Below are 18,273 nucleotides of genomic sequence, written 5' to 3'. Positions count from 1 at the left end.
CTTTATTAAGAGTGGTTTTTTTGTGTTCATTTTTTAAAAAGAAGGGAATTTCTTCAATGAAAAAACAGTATGCTGTATTTGGTTTAGGCCGCTTTGGCGGCAGTCTTGTAAAGGAATTTCATGAATTAGGTGTGGAAGTGCTTGCGATTGATGTGGATCAGGAGAAAGTGAATCAATACGCTCAGTTTGTGACATACGCCGTTCAAATCAATGGGATTGATGAAGCTGCCATTAAACAGACGGGAATCAAAAATATTGATCATGCGTTTGTTTCATTTGGTGAAAACATCGAGTCCAGCATATTGACATCATTGCTCTTAAAAGAATTGGGAATTCCAAAGGTGTGGGCGAAGGCACATAATGAGTATCATGCCAGAGTGCTCGAAAAAATTGGCGTTGATCGTGTAATTCATCCGGAGCGGGATATGGCAAAGCGGATTGCCCACCATATTGTTTCAGAGAAGATGATTGATTATATTGAGCTGTCTGAAGATTATAGTATGGTGGAGATTGTGGCGACTAATAAAATTGCCAACAAATCTCTATCAGAGTTGAATATACGGGCTAAGTATGGCTGTAATATCGTGGGGATTCAGCGCGGGAAGGAAATAATCGTTACTCCGCCGGCTGAAGAGGTCATTTTAAAGGGAGACGTCCTGATTGTAATGGGACATAATAAAGGGATTGGCAGGTTTGAGAGGCATGGAGTATAAACCTTCCTAAAAAATACCAATACAAGGGGTTAGCCTTAGATGTATAAGGAGCATAAAAGAATGAGGAGAATGGGACGATCCTATAAGTGGATAAAAATGAATCCGGCACAAATGCTTTCGGTCGGTTTCTTAATCTTAATTGGTGTAGGCACACTGCTGCTGATGCTGCCTTTTGCTACGAAAGACAGACATCATTTGTCGTTTATCGATGCCCTTTTTGAGGCGACTTCTGCTGTTTGTGTAACAGGTCTCGTGGTAGTGGATACCCAAACAACATTTACTGTTTTTGGCCAAATTGTATTGATGGTACTCATACAGATTGGCGGCCTTGGATTTATGACATTTGGAGTTCTCATTGCTATCATGCTTGGAAAGAACATTGGGTTGAAAGGAAGGCTGATGATCCAGGAATCTTTAAATCAGCTTTCGATTGAAGGGATGGTCAGGCTGGTTAAATTCGTTGTCGGCTTTACTTTAATTGCTGAAACGATCGGTGCATTGATACTGGCCATACGCTGGTTGTCCGATTTTGGATTTCCCCGCGCGTTGTATTATGGCATTTTCCATTCGGTTTCTGCCTTTAATAATGCCGGGTTCGATATAATGGGCCAATTCAGGAGTGTGACTGAATATGCCGGCGATTTTACGGTCATTATGACGCTCAGCACTCTGCTGATAATCGGGGGAATTGGCTATTTTGTTGTACTTGATGTGAAAAGAACCAGGAGCTTGAAGAAACTCTCTTTGCATACAAAATTGGTCCTTTTGATGACTCTGGTTCTAAATTTTCTGGGGACAGTGTTTATCTTTGCGCTGGAATTTGATAACCCCGGGACACTTGCCAATTTGCCTTTAAAAGATAAACTGCTGGGAGCATACTTTCATGGTGTAGTACCGAGAACCGCTGGCTTTAATTCTTTGAATACTGGTGAATTAACACTGGGTTCACAGCTGGTAACCATGCTGCTCATGTTCATTGGAGGGGGATCCGGCGGTACTGCAGGAGGCATTAAAGTCACTACATTTGTCTTGATTTTTCTTGCAGTCCGGGCGCTGATAAAGGAGGAAGATGAAGTAAGCCTGATGGGGAGGCGAATTCCGAAGGATCTAATTGTCAGGGCCTTTACGATAACCGTCTATTCAATAGGATTTATTTTCTTTATCTTATTTATTTTATCCATAACTGAAAATGCTCCTTTAAACGTCCTTTTATTCGAAGTAATCTCCGCCTTTGGCACGGTAGGCATGTCGATGGGGCTGACACCTGAATTAAGTGCAACAGGAAAAGGAATAATTGCATTTATGATGTTTGCAGGAAGAGTAGGGCCTATCACAATCGCTTTTGCACTTGCCCGAAGAAAAGGAAAGGCCAAATATAAATTTGCAGAAGAGAAAATTATGATTGGCTAGTACGGGATAGAGTGTGACACTCTATCCTGTTTTTTTTATAGAGCCGAAAAAGCGAGCGGCGGGAAGAAAATGGTCCCCCTGCTAGGGCGAATACCAAATTCCAACTATCCAAATTGATTTCAGTTCCTTCTATAATAATAGTATAATAAAATACATATATTTCTATTTTTCGGCCGATGGGTATTTTCAGTGAGTCATACAGGGGGAAGATAATGGCGAAGATTATGCAGATATCAGACGAACTGAAGGAATGGATTACGGGTGCGTTAAAAAATGAAGTGAGTCCTATTTCGCTAGCAAATGCATTGATCAAAAAGGGGTTCGATAACCGGTTTGCTTATGAGACTTTATTTAAAATTGTTGGAAATGAAGCAATAGGGACGACAGAAGGGCAGCAGATTCGATATAATTATGAAGTCCCTGAAATAGGCAGGAAGGGGAATATCCTGCATGCCAGGGACAGGGACGTCAAAGTGCTTTCCAGGAATGAAAAGCCGTTTGTTCTCCATTTGGATTCTGTGCTCACCTCAGAAGAATGTGATGGGCTCATCAGTCTTTCAAGGAGCCGCCTGCAGCCATCCCGTGTGGTGGATACGGGTTCTGGAGAAGAACGGGCAGGTTCCGGCAGAACAAGCAGGAGCATGGCTTTCAGCATCATGGAAAATGAGCTGGTCGAAAGGATTGAAATGAGGATTGCCGATCTGACGGGTTATCCGGCAGAAAATGGCGAAGGCCTTCAGATTCTGAACTATGGATTGGGTGAAGAATATAAGCCTCATTTTGATTTCTTCCCTACCCATATGGTGGATGCCGGCAAGGGCGGACAGCGGGTTGGCACTTTCCTCATCTATTTGAATGATGTGGCTGAGGGCGGTGAAACCGTTTTTTCTAAAGCCGGACTTTCGATTGTTCCCAAAAAGGGATCGGCCATTTACTTTCATTATGCCAATGACCAGGGGCAGCTGGACCGATTATCAGTCCATAGCAGTCTTCCTGTCAAAAAGGGAGAAAAATGGGCGGCAACCAAATGGATTAGGGAAAACAATATTTACAAGTGTTATTAAGTAGGCTGTTTTCGCAAGGTTTGCTTTTTGTATTATATTTACTGTGTTGATTGGAGCGGAAGGTGCGAGACTCCAGCGGGAGTAGCGGGACAGGTGAGACCCCACAGACGCGGAGCGCCGAGGAGGCTCACCGCCCGCCCCGCGGAAAGCGAGCAGCCTGGAGCGGAAATCAACGGACAACATAGATAGGCAAAAAACAACAATTTGTACGGAAAAGATCCTAAAAGTAAAACCAAAAGGAAGTTTGATCAGGTGAAACTCATCAACAAACTATTCTCAAAAGAAAAAACATCTTCAATTGAATTTTGCCAGCGGAATCTGGATGAATTTTTAAAAGAAGAAAGTTTGGCTGAATTTAACCAATTCCTGAGCCGTAAGAATATTACCTATAAAGAATACGAATGCCAGAGCAAATGCAAAGAATGCAGGCTATCTCCCTATGCTGTAGTGGACGGAAAAATGATTGCAGCGGAGAATTCGGATGAATTATTGATAAAACTGAAAGAAGAAGTAAAGAAATAAAAGGAATCGGAGCAATCCGGTTCCTTTTTTCATACAATATTCAAATACTTGTTTGAATAAGGTCACAGACGAGGTATAATATATTCAAATGAATGTTTGAATAATGAGGGGAGAATAAAATTGGGCTCTAAAGATACATGCGATATTTACTGCTTTGATGAAGACAAAGTGAACCGCATTCAGGGGGAACTGCTGAAGGAAGATCTTTCGGGTGCTGCCCAATTATTCAAGGCTCTTGCTGATGAGAACAGGGCAAAGATTTCTTATGCACTAACCCGGGATGAAGAGCTGTGTGTCTGTGATATTGCCAATATCATTGGCGCAACAGTGGCAACGGCATCCCACCATTTGCGGACATTGCATAAGCAAGGAATAGTTAAGTTCCGGAAGAAAGGGAAATTGGCTTTTTATTCATTGGATGATGATCATATCAGGCAATTAATGATGATTGCACTTGAACACAGAAATGAGGTGAAAGCCAATGTCTGAACAAGCTGGAATTGCGGAGAAAGAGACGGTAACCTACCGTGTTCAGGGCTTTTCCTGAGCAGGCTGTGCCAAGACGTTCGAAGAGAACGTGAAACGCCTGGATGGCGTTTTAGATGCGAATGTGAATTTTGGTGCTTCTAAGATAACTGTTACAGGGAAAGCTTCAATGAAGGCGGTCGAAAAAGCGGGAGCCTTTGAAAATCTGAAGCTGCGTGCAGAGAATGAAAAAAAGGTGGAGCGCGAGGCATTTTGGAAGCAGAAATCTAACTATAAAGTGTATTTGGCAGCGCTTATTCTGATTGTGAGCTGGTTTTTAAGCGAACAGTATGGAGAGGATCATCTATATCCGATCACAGGGTATGCAGCAGCAATCATCATAGGCGGTTATACTTTATTCCTGAAAGGCTTCAAAAATCTTGCAAGATTGAATTTTGACATGAGCACCCTGATGACGATCGCTATTATAGGTGCAGTGATCATTGGCGAGTGGGGAGAAGGAGCGATGGTTGTCATCCTTTTCGCCATCAGTGAAGCCCTTGAGCGTTTCTCAATGGAAAAAGCGCGCCAGTCCATTGAATCATTGATGGACATTGCCCCTAAAGAAGCATTGATCAAACGGGACAATGAAGAAATGCGGATTCATGTGGATGATATTCAAATTGGTGACATCATGATTGTGAAGCCGGGAGAAAAATTGGCCATGGATGGCGTGGTAGTGAAAGGAACCTCTTCCCTGAACCAGGCAGCGATTACCGGAGAAAGCGTGCCTGCCGTTAAGACTGCAGGTGATGAGGTTTTTGCAGGCACACTAAATGAAGAGGGACTACTTGAAGTAAAAGTCACGAAGCATGCTGAAGATACCACCATCGCCAAAATCATCCATTTAGTGGAAGAAGCACAGGCTGAAAAAGCGCCTTCCCAGCAATTTGTCGATAAGTTTGCCAGGTACTATACGCCTGCCATTATTGTTTTAGCATTTTTAATAGCGATGGTTCCTCCGCTATTTGGCGGGGATTGGAGCGAATGGATTTACCAGGGGCTAGCTGCATTGGTTGTCGGCTGTCCGTGTGCGCTAGTCGTATCTACACCGGTAGCGGTCGTTACGGCCATCGGAAATGCGGCAAGAAACGGTGTCCTGATTAAAGGCGGCATCCACCTGGAGGAAACAGGGGCGCTTAAATCGATTGCATTTGATAAAACAGGCACATTGACAAAAGGTGTTCCTGCCGTTACAGACATCATCACTATTAATGGTGATGAAAGACAGCTTCTCCAAATCACGGCTGCCATTGAGAAAGGGTCACAGCATCCCCTTGCTTCTGCAATCATGAAAAAAGCAGAAGACATAGGCACTGATTTTACCGGCCTGGACATAGAGGATTTCATCTCTATTACAGGAAAGGGAGTAAAAGCCTCAGTGAATGATGTCCTCTATTATGCCGGAAGCCCCAATCTGTTTGAAGAGCTTCATAGCGGCATGGAAGGCACGATTCAAAAGCAAATAACAGATCTGCAGACCCAGGGTAAAACCGTTATGATTCTGGGAACAGAAAGCGAAATCCTCTTAATAATAGCTGTTGCAGATGAAATACGGGAGCATTCGAAAACGGTCATCAGCAAACTAAATGATATGGGAATTAAAACGGTTATGCTGACAGGCGACAATCACAGAACGGCTTTGGAGATCGGAAAGCAGGCCGGCGTTTCTGAGATTAAAGCGGATTTGCTGCCACAGGATAAACTGGCTGTTATTAAAGAGCTTCGTGCCCGCCATCAAAGTGTGGCAATGGTCGGAGATGGAGTCAATGATGCGCCTGCACTTGCTGCTGCGTCTGTCGGGGTTGCCATGGGCGGTGCCGGAACCGATACGGCACTAGAAACAGCGGATATAGCGCTAATGTCAGATGACTTGAGCAAATTGCCTTATACGATTAAACTCAGCCAAAAAGCGTTAGCGATCATAAAACAGAACATTACGTTCTCACTCGGAATCAAGGCCCTTGCCTTACTGCTGGTGGTTCCAGGCTGGCTGACCTTATGGATTGCCATTTTCGCGGACATGGGAGCAACTCTGCTGGTCACCTTGAATAGCCTAAGGCTTCTCAGAATAAAGAAATGAAAAAACTCAGAGTGATGCTTTCGGGCATTGCTCTTTTTTTTGCGGTGTATTTGAATTTCTGTCTGGGTAACAGCCTACTCTTAAAATAAATATCTGCATACGCTAATACTGAAATTTATCCTGAGGAGGACTAGACATGCAGAATGAAGTGAATGAACTAATGCAGATTAGCCCAGATGATGACTTTAGGAGGCCATTTGGTTTTGGGAGACCTTTCGGGTTTGGCAGGCCGTTTGGTTTTGGGAGACCGTTTGGATTCGGAAGACCATTTGGGTTTGGAAGACCATTTGGATTTGGCAGGCCGTTCGGTTTTGGCTTCGGGTTTCCTTTCCTGGGAGGTCTGCTTTTGGGAAGTGCTTTAGCTCCGCCATTCGGATATGGTTATCCTTACCCATATTACGGTTATCCTTATTACTCATATCCTCCATATTACTATTATTAATCTCTTTATAAATAAAAGAGGAAGGAGCATTATTGCTCCTTCCCTGCACCAAGCTCTTCTGCCAATTCCACAATCGCTTTGTTGATTCTCCAGACGAAATAAAGATGATGAATCAAGTCACGCTGGGATTGCTGCCTTGGTGGTGCCATTCGTTCAATTTGTTCTCTTTCCCGGTCCAGACTATAGACAAGTGTGCCGTCTCCGCTTTCTTTGATCAGGTCCATTAATGTTTCAATATTTAATTCAAGTTTCTCCTCCATTCTTGTGAAAACATCGACCAGCTCATCAGGATAGTCGAATCCTTTCCGGTAGGAGGAAGCCACCAGATGTCTTGCATAGTAATTGATGGCTGAAAAAAGGGTGATCCATCTGTTAACGTCAGCATGGCGCGGAGATCCGGGTTTCTTTATCAGTGATTGCGCTTCGACGTTTATGGTTTTAAGCTTTTGATCCAATAAGAAGCCTTTGCCTGAAAGCTCCTTAACATTCACATCTTCCCGGAAGCTTCGCACATATGCCGTGACATACGGTTTCAGTTCCTGAAGATAATCATTTATCGTATCGGCCACTTTATCCTTCGTTTTTTTAGGAAAAATAAATAGAGATACGCCGAATGCAATGCCGGCACCGGCAATCGTATCGATAACCCTGGAACTGATAAGGGAGAATGATATTCCGCCAAGTAAAAGGTCATACATAAAAGCGACCAGCATCGTAATAAACATGCTCATTAATGTATAAGAGACTTCAAATAAATAAAAAGAGAAGAAAACTGCTGCAAAAATGAGCGTGATTTCCAGCACAGAATGGCCGCTGACCACTCTGGCAAGCGTAAATCCTATCACTGCCCCGATAATCGTTCCAACTGACCGCTGAAAACCTTTCGTATAAATGCGCCCGATTGATTCGGTTCCGAGCAGAACGATAAAGGCTGTTAAAAGAACCCAATAAGGCTGGTCAGGCGAAAGAATCTGTCCAGCAATGATGGATATGATGGCAGCAGTCAATGCCTGAAATGCTTTTTTGGTGGAAGGTTTGAGGCTCTTATCTTCTTTAGGTGATTCATCCTCATCGGGCGTCTCTTCAGATACTTCTATTTCATTGTCTTTTACTTTATGAAGCGCCTGCTGTATAGTTATGCCGCCCTCAATGACATGGTTTGCAAGGGACTCGATCCGCCTGATCAAGTAAAGCCATCCTGCCGGTTTGTCTTCCCTGTTGAACAAATCCATAATAAGCAGGCGAAGTGCCTGTACAGCAAGCTCTGCTTCACGAAGATTTTGTTCTTCATATTGATGGGCAAGAACTTCAGCGTCACGGAGAGAGCGGGTGACCCAGACCAGGAGGTTTCTCAGCTCTTCTATGTCAAGGGCATTCGCTTTTTTTAAGTTCCGGATGGAGTCAGTCAGCGTTTCAATCAGCATGCCTGTATCAAATATATATAATCTCAGCTGGGATGGGGTCAGCCCGGGCCATAATTTCTGCACATCATCCTCATTGATATACTCTGAAACGATTACAGCATAATCCCGGAGTTTCAGCACGTTTCTCCGCAATTCTTCCCGCTGATGAGCAGTCATACGCTCTTCCTGCATTCCCTCAATTAAGAGATTGAAGGTAAAATTACTTTGGAAATGAAAGGAGCGGATGCTTCTTTTCAGGTTTTTCGCGGTGTCCTGAAAAAGAATAAAATTGAACAGGAAAGCATACGCGACCCCAATCCAGATCCCGAAGTAAAAGGAAGGAAGCTGGCTGGCTGATAATTGCAGAATAGATGAGAAATAAAGTGTCATGAATGCGATCATGCATAATGAGAAATAGCGGACACCAAAGCGGGTCAAATAAAAGCTTAAAAATATTAATGCAACCATTGAAATATCGGTAAAGATTGTGCTTTCTGCCAGCAGTGAACCGATTGATACTCCTGCCATTGCTGAAAATCCAAGGAGGCCGGTTGTGAGCATTTTCCCTTTTTTAGAGTCATCCATCACAATCATGATGCCAAGCATGCCGGCCATTCCGGAAACAATTGCCGGAGTAAGGGCGAGAGCGGCATCTGCCCCAGCCAATTGCATAAGAAATAAAGTTGTAAATACCGACGCCATTAAACTTAATGTGGCTCGTCCGGCTTTTTGAAATCGGATAAGTCCGGGATCGGACGCCAGCAAGCTTCCAAGCCACCGGTGTTTGATTTGCATCTGCTTCATTGTTTCACCAATCTTTTTTTAGAGAGTTAAAGTGTATTTTACCATTCGTACTTTTATTATCCAAATGAACCAACTTAAGCTTTTTCTGTTTTTTAGGTTTTAAAATCGAACAAATGTTCTATAATAAAGTATGGAGGGATTTATTATGCCGCTAAAAGACAGAGGGAAAATAAAATGGCAGCCTGCTCACTTCATGCCGGAACACCGGGCGATGCTAAGAAAGCTGGAAAGAGATCAAATGGCGCAAAACAAGCCGCTCATTGATGAATATGAATTGGAGGAATATGAAAACAAAATTCACTATGCAATGGAATATGCTTATCTTTTGAAAGTAAAAGTCTGGCGGGAAGGATTTTTCCTCGAATACAAAGGAAGGGTAAACCGACTGGATGGCATCAGCAGAAAAATTTATCTGCAACTGGAGAGCGGGGATCTTGAGAAAATTAACTTTGATGAAATAGCCGGGGTGGAAGCGGAAGAATGAATAATATTTTATAATTGCAGCAGACTCGAGGAACTTACCTCGAGTTTTTATATGGGCCGTGGACCGCAAACCTGGAGAAAATACATCCACTTTTTTCAATTTTTAGATATAATAAGAAAGAGCAGCTGGGAGTGAGTAGCGTTAAAGTACATCAAACATTTTTTCGTTATAAGGAGTCTTATCAATGAATGAATTGTTAACAGATTTACTTGATGATCTGCAAAAGTCAAACGGTGGCCATATTCTTTACCACTATGATCAAATGGATTGCTATCTTCAGAATGCGGTCTCATACATAACGGCTGGTGTCAGATGCGGCGGACATGTTTTATTTGTGGAGAATGATCGGAATTATTTTCTTATTGAAAAAGAATTAACTAATATGTTGGGAAAAGAGGAATTAAACAGGGTTCATTTTACGAACAATTTTGATTTTTATTACTCTAACGGTAATTTTAATCCTGGTACAGTGTTCAACTTTTTTCTTAAACACATTCAGCCATATTTAGATAGCAATACTAAGATATTTACATGGGGTTTGGTTGAGTGGGGGAACGTGAAGGACTACATTCCGTTAGTGGAACAATATGAAAAAAATCTAAGCAATGCCATTTCTGACCATGGCCTGATTTCCCTGTGTGCGTATGATAACAGAAATACCCCTCCGGAACTAAAGGAGAATTTAATGCGCTGCCATGATGTGCTCATAACAGATAGAGAGTATAAATACCTATAAAATGTTTTTAGGAGAAACCGATGAAAAAGATCACATTTCATGATATTTATAAACCGGGACACAGTGTTCTGGAAAATGACCTAATTATTCATAACCATAATCCTGACATGCTCCTTCAGTATGACAGCAATTTTATTGCCTTTAAAAGAATGCCTTCCGTTCAGGAGTTTGAAGAGGCACATCAATATTTAAGAGATTTTCATCAGAAAAAGGGCCAAAAGCATGTAAGATTTTATTTTCCGGATGATGAGGAGCTTTCTGGAGAGCTTGTGGCTTTCTTTCAGCAGGATAAAGATTATACGGTTGGGTTCCTGGAGTTATTTGCGATTCTTCCGGCTGAATTTCCGGAAGTCCAGGAAAGGGAAGAAATTAAAGTTGAAAATGTTACGGATAAAACATGGAACGATTATTTGGAATTTCAGTATGAGCAGGATTCGGTATATGGGGAAAACTTCGCAGAGAAAAAGAAAGCTCAGCACTTAAGAAATTACAAAGATGAAAGTATTCAGCAGCTTATTGCATTTTATAAAGGAAAGACAGCCGGATCTGTTGATGTCATTATCAAGGAACGAACAGCTGAAATTGATGGATTGATGGTCCATGAGGATTTTCAAAAAAAGGGCATCGGCAGCTCCCTGCAGAAATCCGTGATGGATCAGTATAAGGATAAAACGATCATTCTTGTGGCGGATGGAGAAGATACTCCAAAAGAGATGTACCGAAGGCAAAATTACCGGTATATTGGAAAGCAGTATAACTTATTAAAAGTATACGAATGAAGGGAAACCTGGTTCTATATGAGCCAGGTTTTTTTGTGTCAATAAAACATTGTTTTACAGTAAGAAACTTGAACAGTATTGATTTCGTGGTGAATTCCGGAAGATTTGTCGAAAAAAATCAGGAAAAAAAGAATAAAAACACATTTCATACGTAACAGTGTTATGTTACAATCGTATCATCAGAAAGGAGTCCTGGAATTGAGCGATGAATTAATTTCAAAAAAAGAGGTTCTGGATTTAACTGGGATTTCATATGGACAGCTTTACCGGTGGAAAAGGAAGAACCTGATACCTGAGGACTGGTTTGTCAGGAAATCAACTTTTACAGGGCAGGAGACTTTTTTTCCAAAAGAGAAAATCCTCGAGCGGGTTGAAAAGATACAGAAGATGAAGGATAGCCTTTCTTTGGATGAGCTGGCTGATTTGTTTTCATTGAATGCAACGAATCTGAAGCTGCCAAAGGAAAGTCTGATGGCTAAAGGAATAGCTTCTGATCCGGTTATGAATATCTTTCTGGACACACAGGGGGAGATTCACGAATTCAATTATTATGAGATTTTAAAGCTTTATATACTTTCCAGCCTGCTGGAATCGGGGGATATCCATATCGAAGAAGGGAAAATGCTCCTTCAGCTATTAAATGATCATCAAGAGATTCTGCAGCAGCCAAAAGCTGTGATCTGCTTCATTCGAAAACTCGGCATGTCCAGCTGCCTGGCTTCAATGAACGGGGAACAGGTCCTTCTCGAAAAAGGGACAAAATTGGCTGCCGCTATATCGGTAGAGCAATGTGCTGAGGAATTAAAATCCAAATTGGCATAGGAGGAAATGCTGTGGAAATGAAAACACTGGGGAACTTAATCATTAATGGAGTTGGATCGGTTAATGGAGGAACTTTTAATAAAGTCGAAATCAATGGAAAGGGCACGGTAAATAGTGATATAGAATGTGAGAGATTCAATTGCAACGGTACGGGGACGATCCATGGAAACGTAAAAACCGAAAAAGGAAAAATCAGCGGTGCAGCCAATATCCATGGAGCAGTTAAAGCTGAATCTTTAAATATTAACGGCTCCGCATCCATTTCAGAAGCTGTCCACAGCCAAAAGCTTGAGGTTGCCGGGAATTCCTCCATTGGAGGTTCTGTAAAAAGCGATGAAATGGTAGTGAATGGAAAAGCAAAGATTGCAGGAGACTGTGAAGCGGAGGTTTTCCGCGCGGAAGGGGCTTTTAAGATAGATGGTTTACTAAACGCAGAAACGATTGATATTAAACTATTTGGAGAAAGCAAAGCGAAAGAGATTGGCGGAAGAAAGATTAAAGTGGCACAGCATAGAGAAAGCCTGTTTAAATTGATCAAATCGCTCTTCCCCCTCAAGCTTGAGGCAGAATTAATTGAAGGTGATGACATCGAACTTGAAGGCACCTCAGCTCTTGTCGTCAGAGGCAAAAATGTCAAAATCGGCAAAAATTGCGAGATTGGACTAGTGGAATACTCCGGAGAATACGAATGTTCACCAGACTCAGTGGTGAAAGAATCCCGGTTAATATAGAATCATGAAAACCTAACCTGATTGGTTAGGTTTTTTTATTAAAAAGGCAAGATATTCATAATACCCGGGCACACTAACAAACAAGATTCGTTTTCCAAAGGAGATTTACTGTGTTCCGGAAACATTACAGTCACCATAAAAAGATAAGCAAGAGTATTCACTCTAATATTCAATACTTAACAGAGCAGTTTGGCAACAGCTCCGATCTATCAGTCCGAAATATAATACTTTCAAACCATGGAAAAGCAGCCCTCATACATATCCAGGGGATTGTTGACGACCAAAGCCTGCATGACAATGTTCTGCATCCTATTCTTGCCTTTAGTCATGAACAGAAATCTATTCAAAATTGGTCCGATGAAATATCTCAGATCATTTCAGTTCCTAAGGTGACTAGCATTGATGAATGGCCTGAATTAGTAGACGGTCTGCTGAGCGGGGACACGGTTATTTTGATAGAGGGGCAGTCAGAGGCAATCCTTGCCGGAACAAGAAAGATTCAATCAAGGTCAATTTCAGAACCTACCACACAAACGGTGGTGAAGGGGCCAAAGGATGGGTTTACAGAAAATTTAGGTACGAATATTTCGCTGATTCGCTCCAGAATACAAAATAATCAATTAAGAATTGAACAGACAAAAGCAGGGAAAGTGACCAAAACGGATATAGGCATTTTATATATGGAGGGCATAGCGAAAGAGGAAATCGTCAAGGAAGTGAAGGAAAGAATCAGTAAAATCGATATGGACAGTATATTGGACACAAATTATGTGGAAGAAGCCTTAAAGGACAACAGGAAAACGATCTTTCCCCTCTTCCAGAATTCAGAGAGGCCAGACGTGGTCTCTGCTAACCTTTTAGAAGGGAAAATTGCGATCATTATACAGGGGACACCATTTGCATTGATTCTGCCGGCTGTTTTTATCCAATTTTTTCACTCTCCTGAAGACTATTATGCCAATTACCTGGTGAGTTCTTTTTTAAGACTCATTCGGGTTGGCTCGTTTTACGTTAACATGTATGCATCGGCCATTTATTTGGCCCTGATCACGCACCACCATGGCTTAATCCCTACTACTTTAATGGTGACGCTCATGGCACAAAGAGAACAGGTTCCTTTTCCAGCCATTGTGGAATTACTGGTAATGGAGCTAGCCTTCGAAGTCCTGCGGGAAGCCGGGATTCGAATGCCAAGGGCCATTGGTCCGGCTGTTTCCATTGTAGGGGCACTTATTCTCGGGCAGGCTGCAGTCGAAGCAGGCTTTGTTTCAGCGGCAATTGTGATCATCGTGGCGACGACAGCTATCTCAAGCTTCACACTGCCTAACCCTAATATTGTGAACACCGCACGCCGAATGCGTTTCATTCTTATTTTTGCCGCTGCTTTTATTGGATTCTATGGAATTATCCTGTTTTCCTTATGCATTATTCTGCACCTTTGCAGCCTTAAATCAGTAGGAGTCCCATATCTCACTCCACTCTCACCGGTCAGAGTCAGCGATTTGAAAGACAGTTTAGTCCGGATAGGCACCTCATCCAAGTGAGGCTCCTTGATCGGAAGTCAAATAAAAGAGCAGGGATGAACGTATGAAAAAAGTCATTTCAGTCCTGTTGATAATGGGTTTACTAACGGGCTGTTCCAATTATAGAGACTTAAATGAAGTCGGTTTAATAATCGCCATTGGCATAGACCTCCCCCAGGAAAGGGAATCAGGCTATCGGGTCACGTATCAACTAATCAATCCGGGTTATTTTTCGCAAAATGGGGCTGGAAGCAGCCTTCCAGTTATTAATTACACAGTCGAAGCAGAAACGTTTATTGAAGCCTACCGGATGGCGTCTTTAATCATTCCAAGAGAGAACAGTGTTACTCATCTTTCTTTGATTGTGATTGGAGAGGCTCTTGCAAGAGAGGGGCTGGGGCTAATATTTGATGTGTTTGAAAGAGGTGAATCACGCTCTTCGTTTCCTGTTTTTATCGCAAGGGACACGACTGCGGAAGAAGTTCTGGGGGTCATTGAGCCGCTGGAATCCAATCCAACGAAAAGCATCATTAGCACCAGCGAGAATAATGAAAAAATGTACGCCATCTCAGAAATCGTTCCCATTTACCGGGCCATCTCCCTTTTATCAGGTGAAGGGCAGAACCTTATGCTGTCAGGCATTCATTTGAATAAACCGCTTAAATCTCAGAATCAGACGGATAACCTGCAGGATATCAAGCCTCCGGTCGTAGAGGTAACTGGATTGGCACTGTTTAAAAAAGATCAATTAGCCGGCTGGTTTGACGGTAAAATCGCAAGAACAGCCCATTTAATCAATTCAGCCGCTGAATATACATCCTTTCCGCTGCCGTGTAACAGTAAAAAAAATATGACCGTCACGACAAAAGGAATAAAGTTAACCATTAAAACAGAGTTAAAACCAAAATTGACCCTGGCAGTTGACGCAGCTATTAAGGGCTATATTGCTGAACTGGAATGCTATATAAAAATTGACAGTGATGAAGAAATAAGAAAGATTGAGAAAAAATTAGAAGACGAGGCTGAAAGCCAAATAAGGCAAACAATAAAAATGGCGCAGGAAATGGAAACCGATGTATTTGGTTTCGGCAGAAAACTATCAATAAATAATCCAAATTACTGGAAAAAACATAAGGAAGAATGGAATACGCTATTTAGAAATGCGGATATTGAAGTAAATGTGAATGCAAACATATCGAACGCAGGGTTGCTGACAGATCCATATAAACTACAATAATTCTGGATGTGAAGTAAATGCCGAAAGATAAGATTGATGGAATACAATTATTCTGCTTGATGGTCCTTTTTATGTTTGGGACAGCTGTGTTTTTGGATCTTGGAAGCGGAGCACGCCAGGATGCATGGATCGTTACAATTCTTTCACCCATTGCCGGGCTGGCAATCTTCGCTGTTTACTATCGTCTTTACAGACAGCATCCGGATTTGCCGCTGACAGAATATGTGAGAAAAATACTTGGAAAATACCTTGGAAGCCTTATAAGCTATATGTACATTATTTATTTCATTTATATCGCGTCCAGGGTTTTACGTGATGTTGAGGAATTGCTGATCAGTTCTCCTTATGCCAAAACCTCCATTATTACGCTGGGTATCTGTATGGTGTTTGCATTGATATACGCAGTTCATTTAGGTTTTGAGGTATTTGCAAGAGCAGGGATTATCTGTTTCGCCGTCATGACAGTCACTTTATTGCTAATCCTGATATTCTATGTGATCAGTGACTTGATTCACCTCGAAAATTTACGGCCTGTTTTGGCTAATGGATGGAAGCCGGTCATCGGGGAGATTTTTCCGGTTAATATGACGGTCCCCTATGGAGAATTGGTTTTATTTACGATGATCCTTCCTTTAATGAACCGGAAGACAAAGATTTTGAAAACAGGAAGTATGGCAATTGCTTATGTAGGCATTTATTTAACTATTAATACTATAATCTTAATTTGTATTCTTGGTGCAGACCTCCTTGAGCGTTCGGCCTTCCCGGCATTGGCTGCTGTTGGCTATATTGAAATTGGGGGATTTATTCAGCGTCTGGATCCTTTTATCATCCTATTGATTGTATTTCTGGGGTTTATTAAAGTGGGCATGTTCTTCTATTGTGCAGTAATCGGAATGAATAACCTTTTCAAAATGAAGCCAAATGTTTTTACCTCCTATTTTATGGGCGGGATTATTTGTCTTTCTTCCATTATGATTGCACCAAGCTATCAAAGCCATCTGGATGAAGGATTAAAAGTAGTGCCTTATTTCCTGCATATTGCTTTCCAATTCGCCATTCCTGCTGTATTGCTAGTATTGGCGTCAATGCAGCGTAAATGGAAACTGGGAAAAGTGTAAAATAGCGGTTATTTTTTCTTCTTTTCCTGTAACAAGTACATAACGAATAAACCAAGGATAAAAATTACCATAAGAAAATAATCTTCTCCCTGTGCGGAAGACAGAACACTTTTTATGCTTTGCCAGGATTCAAATAATGAATGACCCTGGATATAATCAAGAGAAACAATGAGGCCGATTGTACCGGCTAAGAGTGATAAGAGAATGAATAAAACACGCAAATGATTCACCCACAGGTATTAGGATATGTATTAGGTTTAACATGTTTTTTCTTTTATAAACTTTTAAGGAACCAAGTGTGGCAGGAAATCAAGAAATGAATATGGGATAAAAACCTGTTCTGCAGCATAATGTACAAATTTAGAAAAATATACTTTACTATTCATCAGAAAATAAATAAATTTTTATTTTTGTAAGCGCTTTAAAGGGTTGAAGTTTTCAGAAGACTTTGATAAGATTTAAAAAACCGAAAAGGCTGTGTGTAACTGGCGAGACGCGGATCACCGCGGGGGAGCACATAGTGTCGAAGCCGTTCGCCTGGGCAGAGGTAAGGGATTCTACCCTTGCCTCTTTCTGTTTTAAAATCTGACAAAGTTAGTTGAAAAGGGGAGAATCCAGTGAGTACCATGACTTTAGACAAAGTGAAGACGATTAAAACACTGAATGCCATTGCGCCAAGCGGTCTTGAAGTGTTTAACAAGGATCATTTTACAATCGATAATGAAAGCGGCAATCCGGATGCGATTGTTCTTCGCAGCTTTAATATGCATTCTATGGAATTGGGCGATCGTTTAAAAGCAATCGCACGTGCAGGTGCAGGCGTGAATAATATCCCGGTGGATAAATGCACTGAGCAGGGAATTGTCGTTTTTAATACACCTGGTGCCAATGCAAATGCAGTAAAAGAAATGGTGCTTACTTCATTGATGGCTTCATCCCGCAATCTTTTTGCAGGCATCGCCTGGACCAAAACGCTGAAAGATGAAGGAGACCAGATTCCAAAGCTTGTGGAAGCAGGGAAAAAGCAATTTGTCGGAAAAGAAATAAAGGGGAAAACGCTGGGTGTCATCGGATTGGGGGCAATTGGAGCACTTGTGGCCAATGATGCACTTGAACTTGATATGGATGTTGTTGGCTTTGATCCATTTATTTCTGTTGACACGGCCTGGAACCTGTCCCGCAATGTACAGCGTGCTATGAGCATCGAGCAGGTGTTTGCAGAATCTGACTATATTACTGTACATGTTCCATTAACCGATGATACAAGGGAAATGTTCAATGAAGATGCGTTTGGCATGATGAAAAAGGGTATTCACATCCTGAATTTCTCACGCGGGGAGCTTGTGAATGAAGCAGATATGGCAGCTGCCCTTGAAAACGGAAAAGTGGGTAAGTATATTACAGACTTCCCAAATGAAAATATCCTGAAAATGAAAAACGCAGTGGCCATTCCGCACCTTGGCGCGTCAACGAAGGAATCTGAGGAAAACTGTGCTGTCATGGCAGCAAGACAAGTGAAGCACTTCCTTGAAACAGGCAATGTCAAAAACTCAGTGAACTTCCCAAATGCTGCTCTTCCTTACACTGGCAAGCGGCGTGTCACTGCTTTTCATAAAAACATTCCCAATATGGTCGGCCAAATCACACTTGCCATTTCAAGCTACCAGCTGAATATCGCAGACATGGTGAACCGCAGCCGCGGTGAATATGCGTACACCATGATCGACATTGATAATAAGGTGAATGGCGATGTGATCCCTGGACTGCTTGAACAGATTAATCAAATAGAAGGCATTGTTACGTCACGGATTATATAAAAATGCAGCCTCAATTCCGATGGGATTGGGGCTTTTTTTGAAAGCACACAGAACTAA

General features: G+C 41.9%; 18 protein-coding genes and 1 riboswitch. Of the genes, 16 read left to right on the top strand and 2 right to left on the bottom strand.

Annotated elements, in window-relative coordinates; translation table 11 throughout:
- Window positions 1-56: 56 nt before the first annotated feature.
- The 7 genes from ACTHRG_RS14610 to ACTHRG_RS14580 all read left to right on the top strand — a co-directional run bounded on the left by ACTHRG_RS14610 (window position 57) and on the right by ACTHRG_RS14580 (window position 6,759).
- On the top strand, window positions 57-713 hold the full coding sequence (locus ACTHRG_RS14610; protein WP_076261815.1) for a potassium channel family protein: 657 nt from the start codon (window positions 57-59) through the stop codon (window positions 711-713).
- Window positions 714-752: 39 nt separating this feature from the next.
- Window positions 753-2,123, top strand: a complete 1,371-nt coding sequence (locus ACTHRG_RS14605) for a TrkH family potassium uptake protein (protein ID WP_440231461.1) — start codon at window positions 753-755, stop codon at window positions 2,121-2,123.
- Between the two features lie 212 nt (window positions 2,124-2,335).
- Window positions 2,336-3,187, top strand: coding sequence for a 2OG-Fe(II) oxygenase (locus ACTHRG_RS14600; protein ID WP_440231460.1), 852 nt, complete (start codon window positions 2,336-2,338; stop codon window positions 3,185-3,187).
- A gap of 252 nt (window positions 3,188-3,439) precedes the next feature.
- Entirely contained in the window at window positions 3,440-3,709 is a 270-nt protein-coding gene (locus tag ACTHRG_RS14595; protein WP_076261781.1) for a DUF1450 domain-containing protein, read from the top strand.
- Between the two features lie 120 nt (window positions 3,710-3,829).
- Window positions 3,830-4,198 (top strand): ArsR/SmtB family transcription factor, encoded by a 369-nt coding sequence (locus tag ACTHRG_RS14590; RefSeq protein WP_076261784.1) that lies wholly within the window; start codon window positions 3,830-3,832, stop codon window positions 4,196-4,198.
- Window positions 4,191-6,317 (top strand): heavy metal translocating P-type ATPase, encoded by a 2,127-nt coding sequence (locus ACTHRG_RS14585; protein WP_083675407.1) that lies wholly within the window; start codon window positions 4,191-4,193, stop codon window positions 6,315-6,317. Before ACTHRG_RS14590 ends, ACTHRG_RS14585 begins: the two co-directional genes overlap by 8 nt.
- A gap of 148 nt (window positions 6,318-6,465) precedes the next feature.
- On the top strand, window positions 6,466-6,759 hold the full coding sequence (locus ACTHRG_RS14580) for a hypothetical protein (RefSeq protein WP_440231490.1): 294 nt from the start codon (window positions 6,466-6,468) through the stop codon (window positions 6,757-6,759).
- A 29-nt stretch (window positions 6,760-6,788) separates the two neighbouring features.
- Here ACTHRG_RS14580 and ACTHRG_RS14575 read toward each other — a convergent pair whose 3' ends face one another.
- Entirely contained in the window at window positions 6,789-8,966 is a 2,178-nt protein-coding gene (locus ACTHRG_RS14575) for an FUSC family protein (RefSeq protein WP_440231457.1), read from the bottom strand.
- A gap of 145 nt (window positions 8,967-9,111) precedes the next feature.
- On the opposite strand from ACTHRG_RS14575, the gene ACTHRG_RS14570 reads away from it, so the two are divergent.
- The 8 genes from ACTHRG_RS14570 (at window position 9,112) to ACTHRG_RS14535 (ending at window position 16,399) form a co-directional block, all read left to right on the top strand.
- Window positions 9,112-9,450 carry a YolD-like family protein gene (locus tag ACTHRG_RS14570; protein ID WP_440231455.1) on the top strand — a complete coding sequence of 113 codons (339 nt, stop codon included), beginning with the start codon at window positions 9,112-9,114 and terminating at the stop codon, window positions 9,448-9,450.
- 184 nt (window positions 9,451-9,634) lie between these two features.
- The gene (locus tag ACTHRG_RS14565) at window positions 9,635-10,186 is read left to right on the top strand and encodes an MEDS domain-containing protein (RefSeq protein WP_394579014.1); all 552 of its coding nucleotides are present in this window, start codon (window positions 9,635-9,637) and stop codon (window positions 10,184-10,186) included.
- Between the two features lie 20 nt (window positions 10,187-10,206).
- Window positions 10,207-10,965: a GNAT family N-acetyltransferase gene (locus tag ACTHRG_RS14560; RefSeq protein ID WP_440231453.1), complete on the top strand. Its 759-nt coding sequence runs from the start codon at window positions 10,207-10,209 to the stop codon at window positions 10,963-10,965.
- Window positions 10,966-11,163: 198 nt separating this feature from the next.
- Complete coding sequence (locus tag ACTHRG_RS14555; protein ID WP_440231452.1) at window positions 11,164-11,787, top strand: YhbD family protein; 624 nt, start codon at window positions 11,164-11,166, stop codon at window positions 11,785-11,787.
- A 17-nt stretch (window positions 11,788-11,804) separates the two neighbouring features.
- Window positions 11,805-12,518, top strand: coding sequence for a polymer-forming cytoskeletal protein (locus ACTHRG_RS14550; RefSeq protein ID WP_394584252.1), 714 nt, complete (start codon window positions 11,805-11,807; stop codon window positions 12,516-12,518).
- 110 nt (window positions 12,519-12,628) lie between these two features.
- Window positions 12,629-14,062 (top strand): spore germination protein, encoded by a 1,434-nt coding sequence (locus tag ACTHRG_RS14545; RefSeq protein WP_440231451.1) that lies wholly within the window; start codon window positions 12,629-12,631, stop codon window positions 14,060-14,062.
- 43 nt (window positions 14,063-14,105) lie between these two features.
- Window positions 14,106-15,278 carry a Ger(x)C family spore germination protein gene (locus ACTHRG_RS14540; RefSeq protein ID WP_440231450.1) on the top strand — a complete coding sequence of 391 codons (1,173 nt, stop codon included), beginning with the start codon at window positions 14,106-14,108 and terminating at the stop codon, window positions 15,276-15,278.
- Window positions 15,279-15,295: 17 nt separating this feature from the next.
- The gene (locus tag ACTHRG_RS14535) at window positions 15,296-16,399 is read left to right on the top strand and encodes a GerAB/ArcD/ProY family transporter (protein ID WP_197216671.1); all 1,104 of its coding nucleotides are present in this window, start codon (window positions 15,296-15,298) and stop codon (window positions 16,397-16,399) included.
- 8 nt (window positions 16,400-16,407) lie between these two features.
- Here the strand turns inward: ACTHRG_RS14535 and ACTHRG_RS14530 are convergent, their stop codons facing one another.
- Complete coding sequence (locus ACTHRG_RS14530; RefSeq protein WP_197216669.1) at window positions 16,408-16,620, bottom strand: hypothetical protein; 213 nt, start codon at window positions 16,618-16,620, stop codon at window positions 16,408-16,410.
- 250 nt (window positions 16,621-16,870) lie between these two features.
- Window positions 16,871-16,949, top strand: a riboswitch (ZMP/ZTP riboswitch).
- 67 nt (window positions 16,950-17,016) lie between these two features.
- Between ACTHRG_RS14530 and ACTHRG_RS14525 the strand changes: the two genes are divergently transcribed.
- Complete coding sequence (locus tag ACTHRG_RS14525; RefSeq protein ID WP_440231448.1) at window positions 17,017-18,216, top strand: phosphoglycerate dehydrogenase; 1,200 nt, start codon at window positions 17,017-17,019, stop codon at window positions 18,214-18,216.
- The last annotated feature ends 57 nt before the right edge of the window (window positions 18,217-18,273 follow it).

The organism is Cytobacillus sp. SAFR-174 (assembly GCF_051964675.1).
Classification (GTDB): Bacteria; Bacillota; Bacilli; order Bacillales; family Cytobacillaceae; genus Cytobacillus.
This window is presented reverse-complemented; position numbering and strand designations above follow the sequence as displayed.

Bases quoted from the DNA above. Each gene is read 5' to 3' on its own strand.
- ACTHRG_RS14550 (WP_394584252.1), top strand. From the start codon at position 11,805: ATGAAAACACTGGGGAACTTAATCATTAATGGAGTTGGATCGGTTAAT.
- ACTHRG_RS14610 (WP_076261815.1), top strand. From the start codon at position 57: ATGAAAAAACAGTATGCTGTATTTGGTTTAGGCCGCTTTGGCGGCAGT.
- ACTHRG_RS14600 (WP_440231460.1), top strand. From the start codon at position 2,336: ATGGCGAAGATTATGCAGATATCAGACGAACTGAAGGAATGGATTACG.
- ACTHRG_RS14605 (WP_440231461.1), top strand. From the start codon at position 753: ATGTATAAGGAGCATAAAAGAATGAGGAGAATGGGACGATCCTATAAG.
- ACTHRG_RS14570 (WP_440231455.1), top strand. From the start codon at position 9,112: ATGCCGCTAAAAGACAGAGGGAAAATAAAATGGCAGCCTGCTCACTTC.
- ACTHRG_RS14535 (WP_197216671.1), top strand. From the start codon at position 15,296: ATGCCGAAAGATAAGATTGATGGAATACAATTATTCTGCTTGATGGTC.
- ACTHRG_RS14565 (WP_394579014.1), top strand. From the start codon at position 9,635: ATGAATGAATTGTTAACAGATTTACTTGATGATCTGCAAAAGTCAAAC.
- ACTHRG_RS14560 (WP_440231453.1), top strand. From the start codon at position 10,207: ATGAAAAAGATCACATTTCATGATATTTATAAACCGGGACACAGTGTT.
- ACTHRG_RS14575 (WP_440231457.1), bottom strand. From the start codon at position 8,966: ATGAAGCAGATGCAAATCAAACACCGGTGGCTTGGAAGCTTGCTGGCG.
- ACTHRG_RS14540 (WP_440231450.1), top strand. From the start codon at position 14,106: ATGAAAAAAGTCATTTCAGTCCTGTTGATAATGGGTTTACTAACGGGC.